2 protein-coding genes are annotated in these 19,589 nt (G+C 74.3%); both read right to left on the bottom strand.

Translation table 11 applies throughout. From position 1 onward, the window contains the following. Window positions 1-227 precede the first annotated feature (227 nt). The gene (locus ACIQVD_RS08245) at window positions 228-3,140 is read right to left on the bottom strand and encodes an AfsR/SARP family transcriptional regulator (RefSeq protein WP_402286935.1); all 2,913 of its coding nucleotides are present in this window, start codon (window positions 3,138-3,140) and stop codon (window positions 228-230) included. Window positions 3,141-3,306: 166 nt separating this feature from the next. Then, window positions 3,307-19,587, bottom strand: a complete 16,281-nt coding sequence (locus ACIQVD_RS08240) for a hypothetical protein (RefSeq protein WP_402286933.1) — start codon at window positions 19,585-19,587, stop codon at window positions 3,307-3,309. Window positions 19,588-19,589: the final 2 nt, after the last annotated feature.

The following is a 19,589-nucleotide window of genomic DNA, read 5'->3' as shown; positions in this document are numbered from 1 at the left end:
GCGGGTCGGCGCGGTCCGTTCCGGCGGGCGGAGGGTGCCGGGCCGGTCCGGGGGGCGGGGCGGGTCCGGAGCCGTGCGCGCGCCTGGGGCCGGCCGGGCGGGTCCGCACTGCCGTGCCGCCATCCTGCCGGGGGGCGTTTGCCTTTCGGCTGCGCCTGGTTAACGTTCCGCTGCCACGGCCGGAGGTGACGCGGAACACGCCGCGGACGGCGGTGGCTGACGGCCGGTCAGACGGGCGACAGCAGGTCGGCCCGGCGGCGGTGGGCGGTGGCGGCGTGGGCGTGTCCGGCGGCGTCCTCGGCGCGGGCGAGGGCGCGCAGGACCTCGGCGGTGGCCTCGTCGTGGCCGACCTGTTCGGCCTCGGTGAGAGCGGCACCGAGCCGGGCCCGGGCCTCGGGGTGGCGGCCGAGCGCGGAGAGTGCCTCGCCGGCGGCGGTGTGCAGCAGGACGCGGCGCGGGCCGGGCCGTTCGCCGGTGCTCAGCGAGATGCCGTGCAGGGCGTGGTCGAGGGCGGGGCGGGGGCGTCCGGCGTCCAGGTGGTGGCGGGCGAGGTGCTGGAGGGCGAGGGCGACGGTGTGCGGGTGGTCGGCGGCCAGCGCGATCTCCAGGGCCTGGGCGAGTCCGGCTCCGGCGGCGGTGTGGTCGGCGAGTTCGGAGTGGACGGCGGCCAGGTTGATCAGCGCGATCGCCCGGCCGACCTGGTTGCCGGCCCGGGCGGCGAGTTCGGCGGCGGGGGTGAGGCAGGCGGCGGCCTCGTGCAGGCGGCGGTTGGAGACCAGCACCCAGCCGAGCAGCGCCCGGACCTGGCTCTCGCCGTCCAGGTGGCCGGTCTCCACGGTGGCCTCCAGGGCGAGTTGGAGCTGCGGCACCCAGCCGTCGCGGACCCGGCGCAGGATCAGCGGCCACTGGGTGAGCACCAGCCGCCAGGCGCGTTCGGGGCCGGCGGTGGCGATCACCTCGGCGAGCGTCTCGCGGTGCGCGCCGAGCCAGTGCAGGGCGTCCTCGACGGCGGTGAACTCGGGTACGGCGCGCGGGCGGTGGCTGGCGGCGGGCGGTTCGCAGCAGGGCTTGCTGCCGGGTTCGGCGCACTGCGCGGCGGCCAGGCCGGTGTACAGGTACTGGTCGGCGAGCCGGGCCCGGGCGGTGCGCTGCTCGGCGCGGTCGGTCTCGGCGGCGAGTTGGCGGGCGTACAGCCAGACCAGGTCGTGCAGGGTGTACTGCTCGGCGCCGGTCTCGGTGATCAGGTGGGTGGCCGCGAGCTGCTCCAACGCCCGCGCGGCGTCCGGGTGTTCGAGGTCAACGAGGGCGGCGGCGGCGTAGGGGTCGACCATCGGGCCGGGGTGCAGGCCCAGGGTGCGGAACAGCCGGGCGGCGGTGGGCGGGAGCTGTTCGCAGGAGATCCGCAGGGCGCTGGTGACGCTGATCTCCTCGGCCGCCAGGTGGCTCAACCGGCGCTGTTCGTGGCGCAGTTGCTCGGTGACGGCGGCCAGGCCCCGGCGCGGGTCGGCGGCGGCCTTGGCGGCGGCGATCCGCAGCGCGAGCGGCAACCCGTCGCACAGGTCGGCGAGTTCGCGGGCGGCCTCGGGTTCGGCGGCGATCCGGGACGGGCCGAGCACCCGGGCCAGCAGGGCCGCTGACTCCTCGGGGCGCAGCACGGACAGCGGGACGGGGCGGGCGAGTTCGGAGGCGACCAGGCCGAGCATCCGGTGCCGGCTGGTGACCAGGGCGGCGGAGTCGGTGCCGGCCGGGAGCAGCGGGCGGACCTGCTCGGACTCGCGGGCGTTGTCGACCACCACCAGCAGCCGGCGGTCGGCGGTGGCGCGCCGGTAGAGGGCGGCGCGGCCGGCCAGGGTGGGCGGCAGGTCCTCGTGGGCGGTACCGAGGGCGGCGAGGAACTCGGCCAGTACGTCGCCGAGTTCGCGGTCGGGACGGTCGCTGAACCCGCCGAGGTCGGCGAACAGCACCCCGTCGGGGAAACGGTGGCCGTGCCGGTGCGCCCAGTCCAGCGCGAGCGCGGTCTTGCCGACCCCGGCGGGGCCGGTGACCAGGGCGATCGCGCCGTCCGGCCCGGGGCGCAGCGCGTCACCGAGGGCGGCGAGTTCGGCGGAGCGGCCGTAGAAGCCGCGCGGCGGGCGGGGCAGCAGGTCGACGGCGGGCAGCGCGGCGGCCCGGTCCGCGGCCTCGACGGGCGCGGCGAGCGTGAGCACGGGGGCGGCCGACCGCGACCGGGTGCGCGGCCCGGGGACGCCCGGCGCACCGGCGGGGGCGGTCCCGGACGCGGAGGCAGACGCGGTGTCCACAGCGGCGGCGTCCGACCTGATGTCCGGACCGGCGCCCGACCCGGCGCCCGACCCGGCGTCCGGACCGGTGTCCGACCCGGCGTCCGGGCCGCCGGGCGCACCCTCGCCGCGCAGGATGCGCTCGTACGCGGCGTTCAGGGCCCGGCCGGGGTCGACGCCGAGGCGGTCGGCGAGGGAGTCCCGGGTGCGGTGGTACCAGGTGATGGCGTCGGACTGCCGGCCGGCCCGGAACAGGGCGAGCATCAGCGCGGAGACCAGGGACTCGCGCAGCGGGTGGGCGACCGTCTCGGCGCGCAGCAGTTCGGCGGCGCGGGCGGGCTCGCCGAGCCGCTGGAGGTGGTCGGCGAGGCTCTCGACGGCGGCGAGCCGGTTCTCCTCCAGGGTCTGCCGCCAGGCTTCCAGCGAGGTGCTGGGGACGGTGCCGGTGAGGGCGGGGCCGCGCCACAGGCCGAGGGCGTGTTCGAGGGCGCCGACCACCTCGGTGGAGCGCCGCTCGGTGCGGGCGGCGGCCACCAGGGCGTCGAACTGCTCGACGTCGAGCAGCCCTTCGGGCAGGCGCAGGGTGTAGGCGTCGCCCGCGGTGGTGAGCCGGACGCCGTGCCGGTCGGCTCCGGCCTCGGCGAGCAGGGCGCGCAGCCGGGAGACGTGGCTCTGCACGACGGTGCGGGCGTTGGCGGGCGGTTCGTCGACCCAGAGCGCCTCGGTGAGCTGGGCGACGGACACCGCGCGGTTGCGGCGCAGCAGCAGGAGCGCGAGCAGGCTGCGCCGCTTCTCCGGTCCGAGCCGCAGCTCGCCCTCGGCGCCGTCTGCGGCCACCGCCCCGAGCAGCCGGAATTTCACCGTGTACCCCCCACCGTGGTGCCTTGTCCGGTCAGGGAGGCTATCCGGTCGTTATCCGGTGCATGCCACCGGGCCTGCCGGAACGGCGGCCCGACGGGCCGGAACGGCCGCCGGACCCGGGCCGGGGCTCGGGTCCGGGTCAGGCGGCCGTCTCCTCGCGGTGCGGTCAGGCGGACACCTCCGGCGGCGTCCCCAGGCCCCCGACGAACGCGCGCAGCGCCGCGACGCGGGCCGCGACGGCGTCGGCCCGGGAGCTGCCGCCACCGCCCCGCACGTCCGCCTGCTCCGACGCCTGCACCTGCACGTCCGCCTGCTCCTGCTGCGGGGCCTGCTCCTGTACCTGCCCCTGCTCCTGCCCCTGCTCCTGCTCCACCACCGGCTCCTCCTCGGGCCTGCGGTGGCGCAGCATCAGCTCGCGGCTGCGGTCGGAGCGGGTGGTGACCCGGTAGTCCCAGTCCTGGCCGTTCTCGGACGGGCCGGACAGCCGGACGGTGACCTCCCGGGGCGAGGTGCCCGGCTTGAGGTAGGTGGACGCCTCCAGGTCCCGGATCTGCTCCACCGGGTCGCTGCCGTCCCGGAGGGGGAACTGCCGGTGCATCGGCAGTTCGGCGCCCTCGCCGCTGACGGTGAGGTGCAGCACCCCGCCGCCGCCCGGCGCCGCGCCGTTCGCCGCCGCGCCGTTCGCCGTCCCGTTGCCGAGCAGCGGGACGAACGCGTCGGCGGCCGTCGCCATCGCGGCGGTGAGCAGCCCGTTGGCCGGGCCGTGGTCGGTCCACGTCTCGCGGTGGACGTCGTACGGCTGTTCGGCGGACCAGCCCTGCTCGGCGCCGGTGACCAGGTCGTCGAGGGTGAACGGCCCTTCGGTGCTGCGCCGTTCGACGTGGTCGAGCACCTTGCGCGCCTCGGTGACCGGCAGCGGTTCCCCGGCGGGGGTGCCGAGCAGGTTGCCGAGCAGGCGGGCGGCGGACTCGGAGCTGCCGCCGGAGAGTTCGACCAGCCGGTGGGCGGCCCGGACGTGGGCCAGTCCCTTCGCGGTGTCCGCGGTGAACTCCCGCCCGTAGACGGCCCGTCCGAGCCGGGCGGTGCCGGCCAGCTGCTCGCGCTGGGCGGGCGTGCTGGTGGCGTGGTCGTACGGCCGGCCGCCGCCGTCCACCGCTCCGTGCACCTCGCCGAGCACCTCGTCGAACGGGCGGCTGCCCTCGGTGAAGCGCGGTTCGCCGCCGCGCCGGTCGCCGGTGAACGCGAGGTACTGGTCGCCGGGGACCTCGGAGGTGCCGGTCTCGGAGAGCGGGATGTCCACGGTGAAGGGCACCACGCCCTTCTCGGTGACCGGCTTGCGGTCGTTGTCGAAGAACGTCACCTCGACCTCGGCGTACCCCTGGTACCGGGCCGCCGGGGAGCCGAACTTGCCGTTCGAGACGGTCTGGCCGGAGTCACCCTGGCTGCCGCCCTCGCGCCACAGCCGCTGGGCCCCGCCGGTGAGCGCCGGGTTGTGCGTGACGTCGCCGGTGATCTTGGCGCCGACCTGGCCCTGGACGCCCGCGTACTTCGAGGACAGCTCGGAGTGGACGGTGCCGGACGCGGTCGTGTTGGCGGGGCTGAGCTCCACCGCGTTGTCGTTGTCGCGGTGTTCGAGCGAGACCACCTTGACGCCGACCTCGACGCCCTTGCCGCCGCCGAGCGCGACCCGCTTGGTCGGGACGGTCGCGGCGATCTCCCCGCCCTGGCTGGCGGTGCCGAACAGCGCGGACAGGTGGCTGTGCGTGGTGACGGTGCCGACCACGGGCGCCATGTCCTGCCAGGCCGACTTCCCGAAGTACTCCGGGCCGCGCAGCCGCACCAGGTCCTGGACGCCGCCGACGTCGCCGAGCCAGCGCAGCACGTCGGTGTCGCGCAGCCCGGTGTCCCAGACCCGCTCCGGCGGGACGGGGACCTTGACCGCCTCCGGCGCCTTCGCCGGGACGGTGGCCGGCGGCGCCTCGGCGGCCTTCGCGGCGGCCTCGGCCTTCGGGTCCGCGACCGGCTTCACGGGCACCGTCTCGCCGCTCTCCACGATGGTCTCGAAGCCGACCGTCGCGGTGCGCCGCTGGTGGACCGAGGGGCCCACCCACGGCTTGCGGGTGATGGTGAACTGGAGCTCCGCCTCGCCCCGGTAGGCGCTGCCGGGCAGCTTGGCCTTGGTGGCCATGCCCGCCGAGGTCGAGCCGGTCCGGACGTCGCCGTGGTCGTGGCCGCGCCCGCCGCTACCGGTCAGGCCGGCCGTCACCGAGACCACCCCGTGGCCCACCGGGGCCGCGCCGGTCAGCCCGACGGTGCCGTTGTGGGCGGTGCCGGTGCCGTCGGTGTGCGCGAAGGTGCGCTGCACGTCGGTGCCGGCGTTGAACTCGGTGGTGCCGGAGTCGCCGAGGTGCTCCATCCGGTCGCGCAGCACGGCGCCGACCCGGACGGTGGTCCGGCCGTGCCGCACCACGATCTCGTCACCGGCGGTCATGCCCTTCAGCCGGGACTGCAGCCGGTCCGGGGTGAGCTCCTCGTCCAGCTTCCGGCTGATGCCCGTCCAGTCGCTGCTGAACGGGTTGCGCTCCGTCCCGCCCGGCCCGGACGGCCGCGCGCCGCCCCGCCCGGGCTTCCAGCCGGACTCCACCTGGGCCCGGATCGACTCGCCCAGGCTCGGCCGCTGCTCCTCCCTGCCGTCCTTGCCCTTCCGGGGGACCCGCTCCGACAGGGCGTGCACGTCGGTGACGATGGCCGAGGAGTCCAGCCGGCGGCCCTCCACGAAGCCCCTGGGCTGCTTCGCGGTGGTCCGCTCGACCGCCCCGGACACCGGGACGGCGTCGCGCTCCGGCACCGCCACCCGGGCCACCGTGTCGACCTGGTGGGTGACCGAGCCGTCGGAGACGCCCAGCCGCTTGAACTCGACCTTGACGTCGTACGCGGTGTTCACGTCGAACAGCACGGCGGGCTCGACGTGCTTGCCGCGGTTCGAGGTCGAGCCGACGGTCTCCGTGTTGCGGCCGTACGTGCGGTCCACCCGGTAGGTGTAGCCGCCCGCGACGTCCAGCACCGGGGTCTTCGCCTTGAACATGCCGCCGCCGTCCAGACGGTTGCGGCGGTCCCGCAGGTTGCCCTGACCGCTGGAGGTGCGGGTACCGGACTCGAACTCGTACTTGGACGTCGAGGAGTGGTAACTCGACTCCCCCGTACGGGCGGTGACGGTGACCTCGGCCTTCCAGGTGGTGCCGGAGACCGTCTCGGTGAGCTTCCCGCCACGGGTCAGCTGGGACAGCTGCGTCTTGAGCGCGACCCGGTCGAAGGCCGCCCCGAGCTGCTGGCGCACCTCCTCCGACGGCTCGCCGTACTTCGAGCGGACGGCCTCCTCCACCGTGGCGCGCACCTTGTCCGCGCCGCTCAGGCTGTGCACCACGTACGAGGCGTTCAGCTCGCCCTGCGCGCGGATGCGGGGCGGCGCGGTGTGCGTCGCGTCCGGCTTGGGCGTCTTCGCGGCGGCGGACGCCGCGGTGCCCTGGGCCGGGTTCTTCGGCCGCTGGAAGGAGACCGTGCCGTCCTCGGTGCGCGGCGCCTGCACCTTGACGGTGTCCCCGGCCTCCAGGCCGACCTCGACCCGGACCGGCGCCGAGGTCTCGGAACGCCCGCCCGGCAGCGACTCGCCGGGACGCCCGAAGTGCACGTCCACGGTCAGCTCCGCACCGTAGATCACCTGCGCCGCACTGTACTTGCCGTTGGCGTACACCCGGTCGGCCTGCCGGCCCTGCCCGCCCGCGCGTTCGCGCTGCTGGCCGGAACCGGTGGCCAGCAGGTCCGCGCCGGGCGTGCCCTTGGGGACGGTGCCGCCGAGCTGGCCGTTGCCCGCCACGGTGCGCGCCAGCAGCTGCCGCTCCACGCTGAACGCGCTGGACTCGTTCACCGTGTTCAGCTCGGCCTTGCCGTCCTCCCGCCGGTAGGTCATCTCCCGCACCCGGGCGGTGGCCGTGACCACCAGGTCCTCCTTGCCGGGGACCTTCACCACCAGCGGCTCGCCCCGGGTCATCCCGGTCAGCCGGGCGGCCAGGTTCGGCTGGCCGAAGCCCTGGAGCACCTGCTCGCGGACGGCGTCCCAGTCCTTGCCGAACCGCTCCCGCCCCTTGGCGTCCACCGCCTGGCGCAGCGCGGCCGTCGACTCCAGGTCACGGACCACGACGCTCTCGCCGAGACCGCCCCGGTCGCCGCCGCGCCACACCGAGTCCGGCGGGCTGGTGACCTCGTGCAGCACCGGCGCCGTCCCGGCTTCGGTCTTGGCCGCCTCGGTCTTCGCGGACTCGGTCTTCGCGGACTCGCCCTTGGTGGAACTGGGCTCCACCGCATCGGACTTGACGTTCTCGGTGGCGGGCTTGGTGTCCGCGCGGTCGACCAGCAGCCGGACGTCGGCCGTGCCCGCGTCGTGCGCCGCGCCCTTGCCGTTGAAGGTCAACTCGTAGTGCACGGAGCCGTCGTAGAGCACTCCGGGCACCTTCGACTTGCTGGTCAGCTGGGAGACCCGGCTGTCACCGGTGATCTCCACCCGGTCCCGGCCCAGCCGCCCGGCGCCGCCGACGGTGGCCAGGGCCGCGCCCGGCTTCAGCACGTTCGACAGCCCGAGCTGGCCCGCGTTGCCCCGGGTGGTCGCCGTGCTGCGGACCTGCTGGACGGTGGTGCCGATGTTGAACTCGGTCTCCTTGGTCGTGCCGACCTGGTGCAACTCGCCGACCCGGGCCCGGATCTCGACCGTACCGAGGGTCCGGCCGCGCCGGTCGCTCAGCGTGACGGCGACCGGCTCGTCCGCCGTCATGGACTTCAAGTCCCGCTGGAGGCGCGCGAAGTCGACCTCGTTGAGGACCTTCTCCCGCATCGCGGGCCAGTCCTTGCCGAACTCCTGCTTGCCCGCCTGGTCGACGTGGTCGAGCAGCGCCTCCACCGGACGGCGCCCGCCCCGGCCGCCGCCGCCCTGCGGCGACAGGTCCAGCACGACCTCCTGCCCGCCGACCCGGCCGTCCAACAGCCGCTGCGGGGGCACCCGTTGCTCGCCGCCCGCGTCGACCGCCGGCCGCACCGGAACGGCCACGGTCATCCCGAGGTCCACCTGCGCGGTGCGCCCGCCGGACGCGGTCCGCACCGGAACGTCCTCGTGGCGCAGGTCACCGAAGTCCAGCTCCAGCCGCATCGTCGACCTGAACACGTCGGCGGGCTCGGAGGTCTTCGACCGCGCCACCATCCCGCCCAGGTCCATGCTGACCTCGGCCTGGCCCCGGTCGTGGAAGTACCCCACCAGCTCGGCCGGTTCGGTGATCCCCGCCGTCTGCTTGGCCTGGAGGCCCACGTTGTACTGCCACTGCGAGTCGCGGTTGCCGCCGGTCGCCACCGTGCGGTCGGCGCCGTTCTCGAACTCGATCTTCTCCGTCCGCAGGTGCGTCGACTCGGTGACCCGGCCGCGCAACTTCACGCTGCCGCTCCACCCGTCACCCTCGAACGGGGCCGTCCACACCTCGCCCCGGGACAGCGCCCCGAGCACCGGACGCAGCGTCGCCGGACCGAAGTACGCCTCGGCGAACGCCCGCGCGGCCGCCCGGTCCCCCGGCACCGCGTGCTCGATCGCCGCGATCACCTGGTCCCGGACCGCGGCCTCGTTCTCGCTCAGCCCGACCACCAGGTCCGTCCCGGCGATCGGCCGGGGCGCCCCGTCCACCGCGGCCGTCTTCGCCCCCTCGGGGGCGGGCGGCTTCTGCTGCTCCTGCTGCTGCTCCGGCGCGGGCTTCTGCTCCTGCTCCTGCTTCGGTTCCTGCTTCGGTTCCTGCTCCGGGGCGGGCTTCTGCTCCTGCTGCTGCTCCGGCGCGGGCTGCTGCTCCGGCGCGGTCGTGGTCGTGGTCGTCGACTTCTCGACCGGGGGTATGTGGGTCTCCCCCGGGGACGACGGCGGGACGCTGCCGTCGTAGTGGTCGCCCTGCCGGTACACCGTCACCTGCCGGCCGTCCTGGGGGCCGAAGACCGCCAGGGTGGCGCCGTCGTGGTCGAGGACGCGCAGCCGGAGGTCGAGTGCGTGGGCGGCCGCGGCGGGCAGCATCTCGCCCGGGTTGGTCCGCCAGCGGGACTCCCAGCCCCGGACGGTGTCGAGCAGCGCCTGCCGCTCGTGCGGGAACGGGGGCGGGGCGTTCTCGGTGAGGTGGGCGCCGACGATCTCCCGCAGCTCGTTGATCGGCAGCCCCCGGTACCCGTCGCGGTCGGCGACCGGGAGGTACTCGAGCAGCTGCCGCTCGGTCGCGTTGCCCCGGGCGACGAAGTCGTTGCGGTAGTTGGTGACGACCTCGGTCGGCCAGTGCTCGGGGGGCAGTGTGGCGAAGTGCTCCTCGACCACGGCCTGGAGCCGCCGGGCCGCACTCCCGTTGCCCGCCAGCTCGGGCAGGCCGACGGCGAGCGAGTGGAGCAGGCAGAGACCGTCCGCCGAGACCTTCACCAGCGGCCCGGCCGGCGGGAACTCCGCTGTCTCGAGCGGCGGTTCGGTCTTCTGCGCGGGCGGCTCGACGACGTCCCCGGTCGTGTCCTTGACCGCGTCCTTGGCCGCGTCCTCGGGCGCGCCCTCCGACTTGACCGTGCCCTCGGACTCGGTCTCAGGCTTGACCACGGCTTCGGGCTTGACCTCGGTCTTGACCTCCGAGGTGTCCTTGGCCGCGTCCTTGACGGTCTCCTCGTCGCTCTTGCCGCTCTTGCCGCTCTTGCCGTCCTTGGCCTGCGACGTCTCGGGGGACGGCGGTCGCTGCTCGCGGACGGGTCCGGGCTGGGAGCGGAGTTCCGGCGGGGCCGAGGCCGCCCGGGGGCGGGTCGTCGCGCCGTTGCCGGGGTGGCCCCCGGCGTTGGTGGTGGGGCCGCCGACGTGGCTGCCGCCGTTGCCGCCGAGCGGGCCGCCGCCGACGGGCTTGACGGGCTGCGGGCCGGAGCCGTCGTCCTCCGGTCCGTCCGGCCGGTTCTCGCGCGGGAGTTGCTGCTCCGGCGTCTTGACGGCGGCGTCGGTCTGCTCCGAGCCGGTGGGGCGGGGCGTGCCGAACCCGTCGATGTCCATCGGGTCGGCGGTGTCGTCGTGCGGGCGCTCGCCGCCGAAGGTGCTGTAGCGCTCCATGAAGGCGGGGTCGTGCGGCCCGGAGATGTTGTTCTCGCGCGGGTCGGCGACGGAGGCCCAGACCGTCCAGTCCTGGGCGAAGTGCTCCGGCATCGACCCGTTGGCGGTGGTGACCTTGCGGTCGGTCAGGTCGGCCCAGCGCAGCGTGCCGTCGCGGTCGTGGACCAGCGCGACGGCGTGACCGTCACCCTGCTTGCCCGCACCCAGCACCGTGGCGAAGGTACCCGGACCACCCGCCTTGACCTGCTCCATCAGCTTCTGCACCGCCGGACCGCCCTCGCCGAACAGCGCCGGACCGTCGTGCCGCTTCCACAGCGTGTTGCCGGGAATCGGCTCCACCGTGCCGTGCAACGTCTGCCCGGACACCCGCGGACGCCCGAAGTGGGTGTCCCGGTAAGCCTCCACGTTCTCCAGGCACGCGTTCAGGTCGTTGCCGCGCTGGAAGCCCGCCTCGGCGTTGACCGGCTCCTGGTGCGGATTGACCTTCTGGAGCAGCGAGTTGCTCATCGCCGGGTGCACCTTCGGCTCGCCGCCGAGGTAGCCGACCAGGTCCTGGCTCAGCGGGTGCTCCGGGCCGAACGAGCGGTAGCCGCGGTCGTTCATCACGCCGTCGGTGTTCTCGTACGCCGGGGTACGGCGCCGCTTGGCGTCCCGCTCGGCGGTCGCCCCGTCCTGCTCGTCCCGCTCGTCCCGCTCGTCCCGCTCGTCCCGCTCGCTCCGCTCGTTCTGCGGGATCTGCGCGTTCTGCCCGTCCTCGTCGTCCTCACGTCCGCGCTTGCGCGGGTTCGGCAGGTCCTGCGCCGTGTCACCGTCCCGGTCCACGACCATCGGGTCAGGTTCCGGCTCCGTCCGGTGCTCGACCGGCGAGGTCGGCGCCGTCGCGACGGTCGGGCTGTCCAGCTGCATCGGGTCAGGTTCCGGCTCCGTCCGGTGCTCGACCGACGGGATCGGCGCCGTCGCGACGGTCGGGCTGTCCAGCTGCATCGGGTCAGGTTCCGGCTCCGTCCGGTGCTCGACCGACGGGATCGACGCCGTCGGCTCGATCGGGCTGTCCAGCTGCATCGGGTCCGGCGTGTGCCCGCGCGGCGTGTCGCCGCCGGGCGCCGGGGTGTGGTCGGTAGTCGGGACGTGGTCGGTGGCCGGGACGTGGTCGGTGGTCGGGGTGGGCACCGAGCCGAACCCGGGCTGGTGCGCGGTCACGGGGGCGGGCGCGGACTGGAGGTACGCGTCGGTCTCGCGGTGCAGGCCGTCGATCCAGCCCGCGTTCTGGCCGGGCTGGAACTCCTCGACCAGCGCCTCGACGTGCGATTTGAAGGAGAACGGCCTGCTGGCGGGCTCGTTGAAGGCCATCCGCAGGGCGCTCTCCAGCATGATCGCGCTGTTGTTCGCCGCCTGCTCGTTCAGCACCCCGTTGTTCCGCAGGGTGTCCGCGGCCGTCCGCAGTTGCTGGGGCGTCGTGCCGGGCTGCCGGAGGTCGGCGAGGGTCTGCTCCTGGGCCGCCAGCCGGTCGTGGAGGCCGTCGATCTCGTTGCGCACGGTGTCCCGCATCCAGCCTTCCGGGACCTCCCGGAGCAGCCGGGCGGCCTTCCCGTCGAAGCGCTGGACCTGCTCGGTGGCCACCGGGTGGTAGAGGCCCACGGTGCGTCCGGTGAACTCCGGCCCGGTGGGCGGGGTCAGGTTCAGCGGCCGGCTGCTCTGCCGCCCGATGTGGTGGTCGCCCGGGGTCTTGACGACTTCCTGGCTGATCACCTCCCAGCCGTCCGGGCCGTGCCGCAGCACGTTGGTGGCCTCGAACAGCTGGCCCTGGCCGGGCGTCACGTACTCGTCGACGCCGAACCAGTCCGTGGCGGGGTGGCGCAGCCGGAAGTCGGCGGCCGGGCCCAGGTTGGAGGTCGCCGAGTACGACTGGACGTGCCAGACCTTGAAGGAGTTCGGGCCCACGTCGGTGACCGCCAGCGCGCAGCCGTTCATGCCGCCGGTGAACACCAGCCCGTCGCCCGGCCGCGCCGGGTCGGGGTTGCGGACCACGTCGACGCTACCGATCGCGGCGTCGCTGACCGGCCGGCCCTGCTTGTACGGGATGTAGCCGGCCCGGACGTACTCGTGGTCGGGCTTCGGCGCGGGCAGCGCGACCCCGTTCGACGGCCGCGGGAACGACGGGTCGTGCTCCGCGTACTTCTCCCACGCCGGGGTGAGGACGTACGCGTCGCGCCCGGCCGGGGCGTTCGGGTCCCGCTCCAGGGTGAACCAGTGCTCGCTGCTGCGCTCGAACGCGTCGACGAAGGCGAACGCGTCCCGCTGCTGGAGGCCCGGGGTGCGGCTCATGACGCCGTCGGCGAAGGAGACCGAGACCGGGGTGTGGGACAGGAACTCCACCGGGTCGCGGACCAGCCCGTGCTCGGCGGTGCCGACCGGGGGCAGCAGCGGTTCGTGGCCCGGCGCGGGTTCCTGGACGTGCTGCTGCTGGTCGGTGTCCTGGTGGTCGGTCTGCTGCTGGACCTGGTCGTGCTGCGCGGGATCGTGCTGGACCTGGTCGTGCTGGTTCGTGCTGTGGACGGACGGGCCGCCGTGGTCCGTGCCCTGCTGGCCGGTGGGCGCCGTGGTGCGGGGGGCCGATCCGAAGCCGCGCGAGGGGCCGGGGGTGCCGTCGTTGCCGTGGTGGGCCGGGGTGCTGGTGCCGCTGCCCTCCGGCCGGGTGACCGGCGGGGTGTCGGCGTTCGGCTGTTCCAGGCGGAGTTCGCGTCCCGGGCCGCCCCCCTCCGTACCGGAGTAGCGGTTCAGCTCGTTCCCGTCGTGGGTGAGCACCACGTCGCGGCCGAGGTTCTTCGCCAGTGCCGTGAAGTAGGCGTCGCGGAACGGGCCGGGCGTGTCCAGGCCGGTACTGCCGGGCTTCACCAGGTTCTTGATCACGCCGTCGAGGGTCTGCTTCTCGATGCCGGCGAGCGGGCCCTGCCGGTTCCCGTCGATCCAGGTGGCGAAGTGCTTGCCGAAGTTCTTGGCGTCCTCGGGCGTGCGGAGGTCGTGCAGTTCCAGCACGCTGCGGCGGATGCTCGCCTCGTCGTGTCCGGTCAGCGGGACGGAGAGGGTCTCCGAGTCGGTGCTGCGGAAGCGGCCCATGTACTCCTCGGCCTGCTGGCCCTTGGACGCCTTCGGCGCGTTCTCGCCGGTGCTCGGCGAGCCGGTGTTCTCGTCGCCCCGGGCCTGGACCACGCCCTGCCGGCGGGCGGCCTTCTCCTGCCTCCGCTGCTGCTTCTCCTCGGCCTTGCGCTGCCGTTCCTCCCGCTCCTCGCGTTCGATCCGCTGCCGCTCCTCCTGCTGCTGCCGGTGCTGCTCGTCCAACTCGGCCTTGCGCTGCTGGAGTTCGGCGGTGCGCTCGGTGACTTCCCGCTCCTTGGCGCGGCGCTCCTCCAGCATCGTCCGGGCCTGCTCGGCGCGCTGCTCGGCGGCGTCCAGCCGGTTGCGGTGGTCGGGGCCGGGGTTGGGCTCCTGCCGGAGGTTCCGGACCTCCTCCTCCGTCTGCCGGACGAACTCCTCGGTGCGGGCGACGGACTTCCGGGCGGCGGAGACGGCGGGCTCGTACTGGCGCAGCGCGTCGCCGAGGTTCGACCTGGTCTCGCCCTTGGCGTAGTTCTTCTCGCCCTCGCGCTGCCGGTCGTCGACCCGGTCGGACATCCGGGCGGCGGTGAACGCGAGCGGGTCGAGGGTGCCGTCGCCGCGGTAGCGGCCGTCGCCGTCCGCGTTGTGGACCAGCAGCGGCCGGAACGGCGGGCGGGCCTCGCCGTTCGGGTTCGGCTCATGGCCGGGGCGCGGGTCGATCGGGAGTCCGGAGCCGAACTTCGCCTCCGGGCGGTAGAGCCGGGAGACCAGGTCGCCGAGGTCCTTCTCGGCCCTGCTGACCCGCGCCTGGGCGGCGGCCTCGCCGTCGGTGCCCCGGGACGTCTCCAACTCGCCCTTGGCGGCGGTCAGTTCCTGGTTGAGCTTGACCGCGTGCTCCTTGAGCGCCGGCCCGGCCCGGTGCACCTCCTGGACGACCGACAGCGCCAGGCCCTCGACCACGTCCTTGCCGTGGAAGACCTCCCGGTCGAAGGTGGTCGGCTGCTTGGTGCCGCCGCTGCCCGGGTAGGTGTGCTCCCACTTGCTCTTCTGGCCCGTGGTGGTGGCGCCGTTGGCGTACTCGGTGGTGCGCACGACCTCGCCGTCGGGCAGCTTGAACTCCTGCATGGCCTTGCGGTCCAGCGGTTCGAGCTGGTCGTGCAGGGAGACCCAGCCGTCGTAGTGCGAGAGGATCTCGGGGCCGAACACCATGGTGGTGGGGCCGTAGCGGGTGACCATCCTCTCGTTGCCGACCTCCATCCGGAAGAAGGCGAAGTCGTCGTTGCCGAGGCTGCTGGTGTTGGTGCCGCTGCTCTTCCCGGACGCCATGAACTTGAAGTCGCGCCGCTTGAGGTCGCCCTGCGAGGAGAGCATGCCGGAGTTGGCGATGGCGTGGTAGGCCGGGGTGGAGTGCTTGAGCCGGTAGGGCAGGTCCTGGAGGGAGTCGTAGAGCCCCCGCAGCTCGGGGTCGGCCTTGAGGTGCGGGTCGACCTGGGCGTGCAGGTCGCCGAGGTTGCGCTCGGACAGCGCGCGGACGAAGTCGGCCCGCTTCTCCGGCGGGAGGGTCGCCAGGTCCTCGGGGAGGTTCGCCAGGTCCTCGGGGGTGAGCGTCCTCGGGTCCTCGGACTTCGGGGCGTTCGAGTTCTCCGGCTTCGGCGCGTTCGGGTCGTCGGTCCTGGGCGTCTCGGACCCGGGCGGGCGCTCGTTGCCGGCGCCGTTCCTGATCTCGTCCTGGACGGTCTTCCACTGCGTGCCGGTGGGCACGTCGGCGTACGCCTGGTCGCGGCGGAACTCGCGCAGCTTGTTCCGCACCATGTCCATCTTCTGCGGGTCGAGCGCCAGCGGGGTGCGCTGCCCCCCGCCGGTCGGGTGCGCATCGAACAGGGTCTCGGAGAGGCCGCTCAGCGGACCGTACTCGTTGCGCAGGTGGTAGAGGCCGCCGTGGTCCGCGGCACCCGTCACGTGCCCCTTGAGCAGGCGGTCCAGTTCCTGGCCCTGCCGCACCGTCTCCCGCGCGTACTGCAGCCGCTCCTGCGGCGACGGGTACTCCGCCTCGAAGCGCTGGTGGTCCGTCAGGAGTTCGAGCCGGTCGCGCAGCTGGCCGCCCTTGCCGACGATCTCGTCGCCGGTCGCCAACAGGTGCTTGCGGGGGTCGGCGACCTCGCCGTTCCCCTGCCGGGCCTGCTCGTCCAGCCAGTGCGCCCGCTCCAGCACCTTGGTGGCGGTCTGCGGGTAGTCGCTGCGGATCAGCATGTCGGCGAACTGGTGGAGTTCGGGCTGCGACAGGCGGTCGACGTCGACCTCGACCGGGGTCTTCTTCCGGGTGCCGAAGTCCTCGTCCATCCACTTCGAGAACGCGTTCGGGTCGGCCGGGCCGTCCTCGGACCTGGTCCACTTGTTCTCGTCCGCGTTCCACTTCAGCTTGACCGGGCCGTCGCCGGAGGCCGCGGCCTCGCTGTCGTGCTGCTGGATGATGTCCGTCTCGTCCTGGCGCTGGCCGGAGTTCGTCACCGTGCCGAAGCCGTCGTCCGGACGGGACTGCTCGGTGCGCGGCTGGTCGGTGTGCGGCTGCTCGACGTGCGACTGGTCGGTGTGCGACTGGTCGGTGTGCGACTGCTCCGGGACGGGCCGCTCCTCGGGGCGGGTGAAGCTGGAGTAGGTGTCCATGAAGTTCTGGTCGTGCGGCCCGGAGATGTTGTTCTCGTGCGGGTCCGCGACGGAGGCCCAGACCGTCCAGTCCTTGCCGAAGTTCTCCGGCAGGTTGCCGTCCGCCGGGGTGACCTTGCGGTCGGTCAGGTCGGCCCAGCGCAGCGTGCCGTCCTGGTCGTGGACCAGCGCGACGGCGTGACCGTCACCCTGCTTGCCCGCACCCAGCACCGTGGCGAAGGTACCCGGACCACCCGCCTTGACCTGCTCCATCAGCTTCTGGACGGCCGGACCGCCCTCACCGAACAGCGCCGGACCGTCGTGCCGCTTCCACAGCGTGTTGCCGGGAATCGGCTCCACCGTGCCGTGCAACGTCTGCCCCGAGACCCGCGGACGCCCGAAGTGGGTGTCCCGGTACGCCTCCACGTTCTCCAGGCACGCGTTCAGGTCGTTGCCGCGCCGGAAGCCCGCCTCGGCGTTGACCGGCTCCTGGTGCGGATTGACCTTCTGGAGCAGCGAGTTGCTCATCGCCGGGTGCACCTTCGGCTCACCGCCGAGGTAGCCGACCAGGTCCTGGCTCAGCGGGTGCTCCGGACCGAACGAGCGGTAGCCGCGGTCGTTCATCACCCCGTCGGTGTTCTCGTACGCCGGGGTACGGCGCCGCTTGGCGTCCCGCTCGGCGCCGCCCTCGTCGTCCCGGTCGTCCCGGCCGCGCTTGCGGTCGTTCGTCCCGGGCGTGCCGGTGTCCTGGTGGGGCCGCTGCTCGACGGGACCGGTCGAACGGTTGCCGGTGGTCGACGCGGGCTCGTGCTGCGAAGGCTCCTGCCGCGCGGGGCCGGTCGCCTGGTGGTCGGTGCGGACCGGCGGCTGCTCGGGGGTCGCCCCGGCGGGCCGGCGGCGCGGGTTGGCGATCCTGCGGCCCAGCGTGTTGGTGTTCCCGCCGGCGTGCTCGCTGCCGAACGCCTCCTGGTGCGAACGCTTGGTCCCGCCCGAGACGGTCCCCGTGCCCCCGGCCTTGGGGGTACCCGTCCCCACCGGGCCGCGGGACGACCCGCCGCCCGGGTGCCCGCCGCCGCCCATCGCTCCCGGGGCGAAGCCCGCACCGGTCATCGGGGCGCCCGTCGGCGCCTGGTTCTGCGGCACGCCCGTGGGGACGGCGCCGTCGGCCAGGCCGTTCGGGACGGTCTGGTCGGGGGTGTTCTGCGTACCCGGCCGGGACTGCGCGTGGGCCTGACCACCCGCGATCCGGGTCCCGCCGTCGAGGTGGGTGGCGCCCTCCCCGACACTGCCCAGGTGGGCGGCACCGGACAGACCGGGCACCGACCCCAGCCCACCGACACCCTGCGAACCGGGCTGGACACTCTCGTGCACCGCACCGGACCCGGCGGCCACGGACGCGGCCACCGGCTCGGGACGCGGCGCGGCGGTGTGCTCCGGACGCGGTGCGGCGGACTGCTCCTGGTGCGTCGGCACGTTCTCGTGCGCCGGAGCCGACTCCTGCCGCGGCACGGCACCCTCGTGCGCGACCGGGGCCGCCTGCTCGTGGCGCGGCGCGGCCTGCTCGTGCGCGACCGGAGCCGGCTGCTCCTGACGCGGGGTCACCGTCTCGTGCGTCGGAGCGGACTCCTGACGCGGAACCACCGTCTCGTGCGACTGCGGCGCGGCCTGCTCGTGCGCCGGAGCGGACTCCTGACGCGGAACGACGGTCTCGTGCGTCTGCGGCGCGACCTGCTCCGCACGCGGCGTCACCGTCTCGTGCACCGGCGTGCTGTTGTGCTCCACCCGCGGCGCGGCCTGCTCGTGCGCGACCGGTGCCGACTGCTCCTGACGCGGGGTCACCGTCTCGTGCGACTGCGGGGCGACCTGCTCCGCGCGCGGCGTCACCGTCTCGTGCGCCGGAGCGGACTCCTGACGCGGAACGGCAGTCTCGTGCGACTGCGGGGCGACCTGCTCCGCACGCGGCGTCACCGTCTCGTGCGCGACCGGCGCCGACTGCTCCTGACGCGGGGCGGCGGCCTCGTGCGCCTGCGGGACGGACTCCTGCCGGGGAGCGGCGGTCTCGTGCGTCGGCGCGGACTCCTGGCGCGGCATCACCGACTCGACCTTCGGCGTCGCCGCCGGGGTGTCGGCGCGGGGCGCGGAGTTGTCCTGGCTCCGGACGCCCGCCTGCTCGTGGGACGCGGGCGCGGCCGTCTGGTGCGCGGCGGAAGAGGTGGGCGCGGGGGTCTCGTGCGCGGCGGAGGAGGTGGCCGTGGTCGTCGGGTGGGTGTCGGGGGTGTCCCCGGCGCTGCGGGCCGAGCCGAACGGCGTCAGGCCGTTGACCTTCGACTCGCCCGCGCCCGTCGTCCCGGAGCTGTGCCCGCCGGACGAACCGGCACCGGCACCGGCGGCCACCGCCGCGCCCGCGCCCGCGCCCGCACCGGCACCGGCACTCGCGCCGAGCAGCGAGCCGGTATCGGCACTGCTGCCGTGCGTGCCCGCCCCCGATCCGCCACCGGTGCTGCCACCGCTGTCGGAAGCGGAGGAGGTCGTCCCGGACGGGCCGTGGTAGGCGCTGTCGCCGGAGGAGGTGGCGGGCTTGTTGAAGGTGGGCGGACCGTCGTGGCCCGCGCCGCCGGTGCTGCCGGTGCTGCCGGGGAGGTCGAGCTTGGGGGCCTCGGCGGGGGTGGGGGCGTTGGCGTGGCCCTTGATCGCGGAGGCGCCCGCGTGCAGGCCCGCGCCCGCGCCGCCGGAGAGGCCGGAGCCGAGCAGGGACTCGCTGTCGACCTTGCCGGTGGTGATCAGCTGGGTGGAGACGTCCGCGCCGACGCCGACCGCCGCGCCGGTGGCCATCTTGCCGGCGGTGGAGTTGAGCGCGCTCTCCGCGCCGATCTTCTTGCCGGCCGCGCCGATGCCCTTGCCGATCAGGTGGGCGGACGCGCCGCCGACCGCGCCGCCGAGGGCGTTCTGGCCGACTTCCTTCATGTCGATGCTCTTGCGGTGGCCCTCGGCCAGCTCGATGCCCTGGGCCAGGAAGTTGATCGCGGCCATCTGGGCGGCCTGCTTGGCCGCCATTTCGAGCATCTCCTTGAGCAGCTTCTTCAGCAGCTGCGAGACGACCACCCGGCTGGCCGCGATCATCACCGGCACCTCGAGCAGCGAGGCGCCCGCGGTGAACGGGGCCTCCGCCTCGGCGGTGGCCAACTCGAAGGCCAGGATGCCGAGTTGCGCGATGATCTGGATCTTGGCGGTCTCCGCGGAGTTGGCCACCTGCTCCAGCATGTCGCCCATGCCGTTGAGCGCGTTGATCGCGCCGGGCAGGTAGCCGGGGTCCTGCTCGGTGCCCTTGCCGACCGAGTACTTGTCCCAGTACGTGCCCAGGGCGTCGGCGGCGGCGCCCTTCTGGCCGTCCAGGGCGCGCTTGATGGTCGAATCAGCGCTCTGCGCCGCGTCCTTGAGGGAGTCGGCCGCCTTGCGGCAGTGCTCGGCCATGTCGCGGAGCTGGTCCTCGTCGGCCTCGGGCCAACGCGTTCCGGCGAGCAGCAACAGGACCCACTGGAGCGGCTCCGGGAGTTCGACAGCCATGG

Origin of the sequence: Kitasatospora sp. NPDC090308 (assembly GCF_044769485.1) — a bacterium.
GTDB classification, from domain to species: domain Bacteria; phylum Actinomycetota; class Actinomycetes; order Streptomycetales; family Streptomycetaceae; genus Kitasatospora; species Kitasatospora fiedleri.
The sequence above is the reverse complement of the archived record's forward strand: the minus strand, read 5'-3'. Positions and strand labels throughout refer to the sequence as shown.

Excerpts from the sequence above, each read along its gene's own strand:
- ACIQVD_RS08240 (WP_402286933.1), bottom strand. The coding sequence starts at position 19,587 with ATGGCTGTCGAACTCCCGGAGCCGCTCCAGTGGGTCCTGTTGCTGCTC.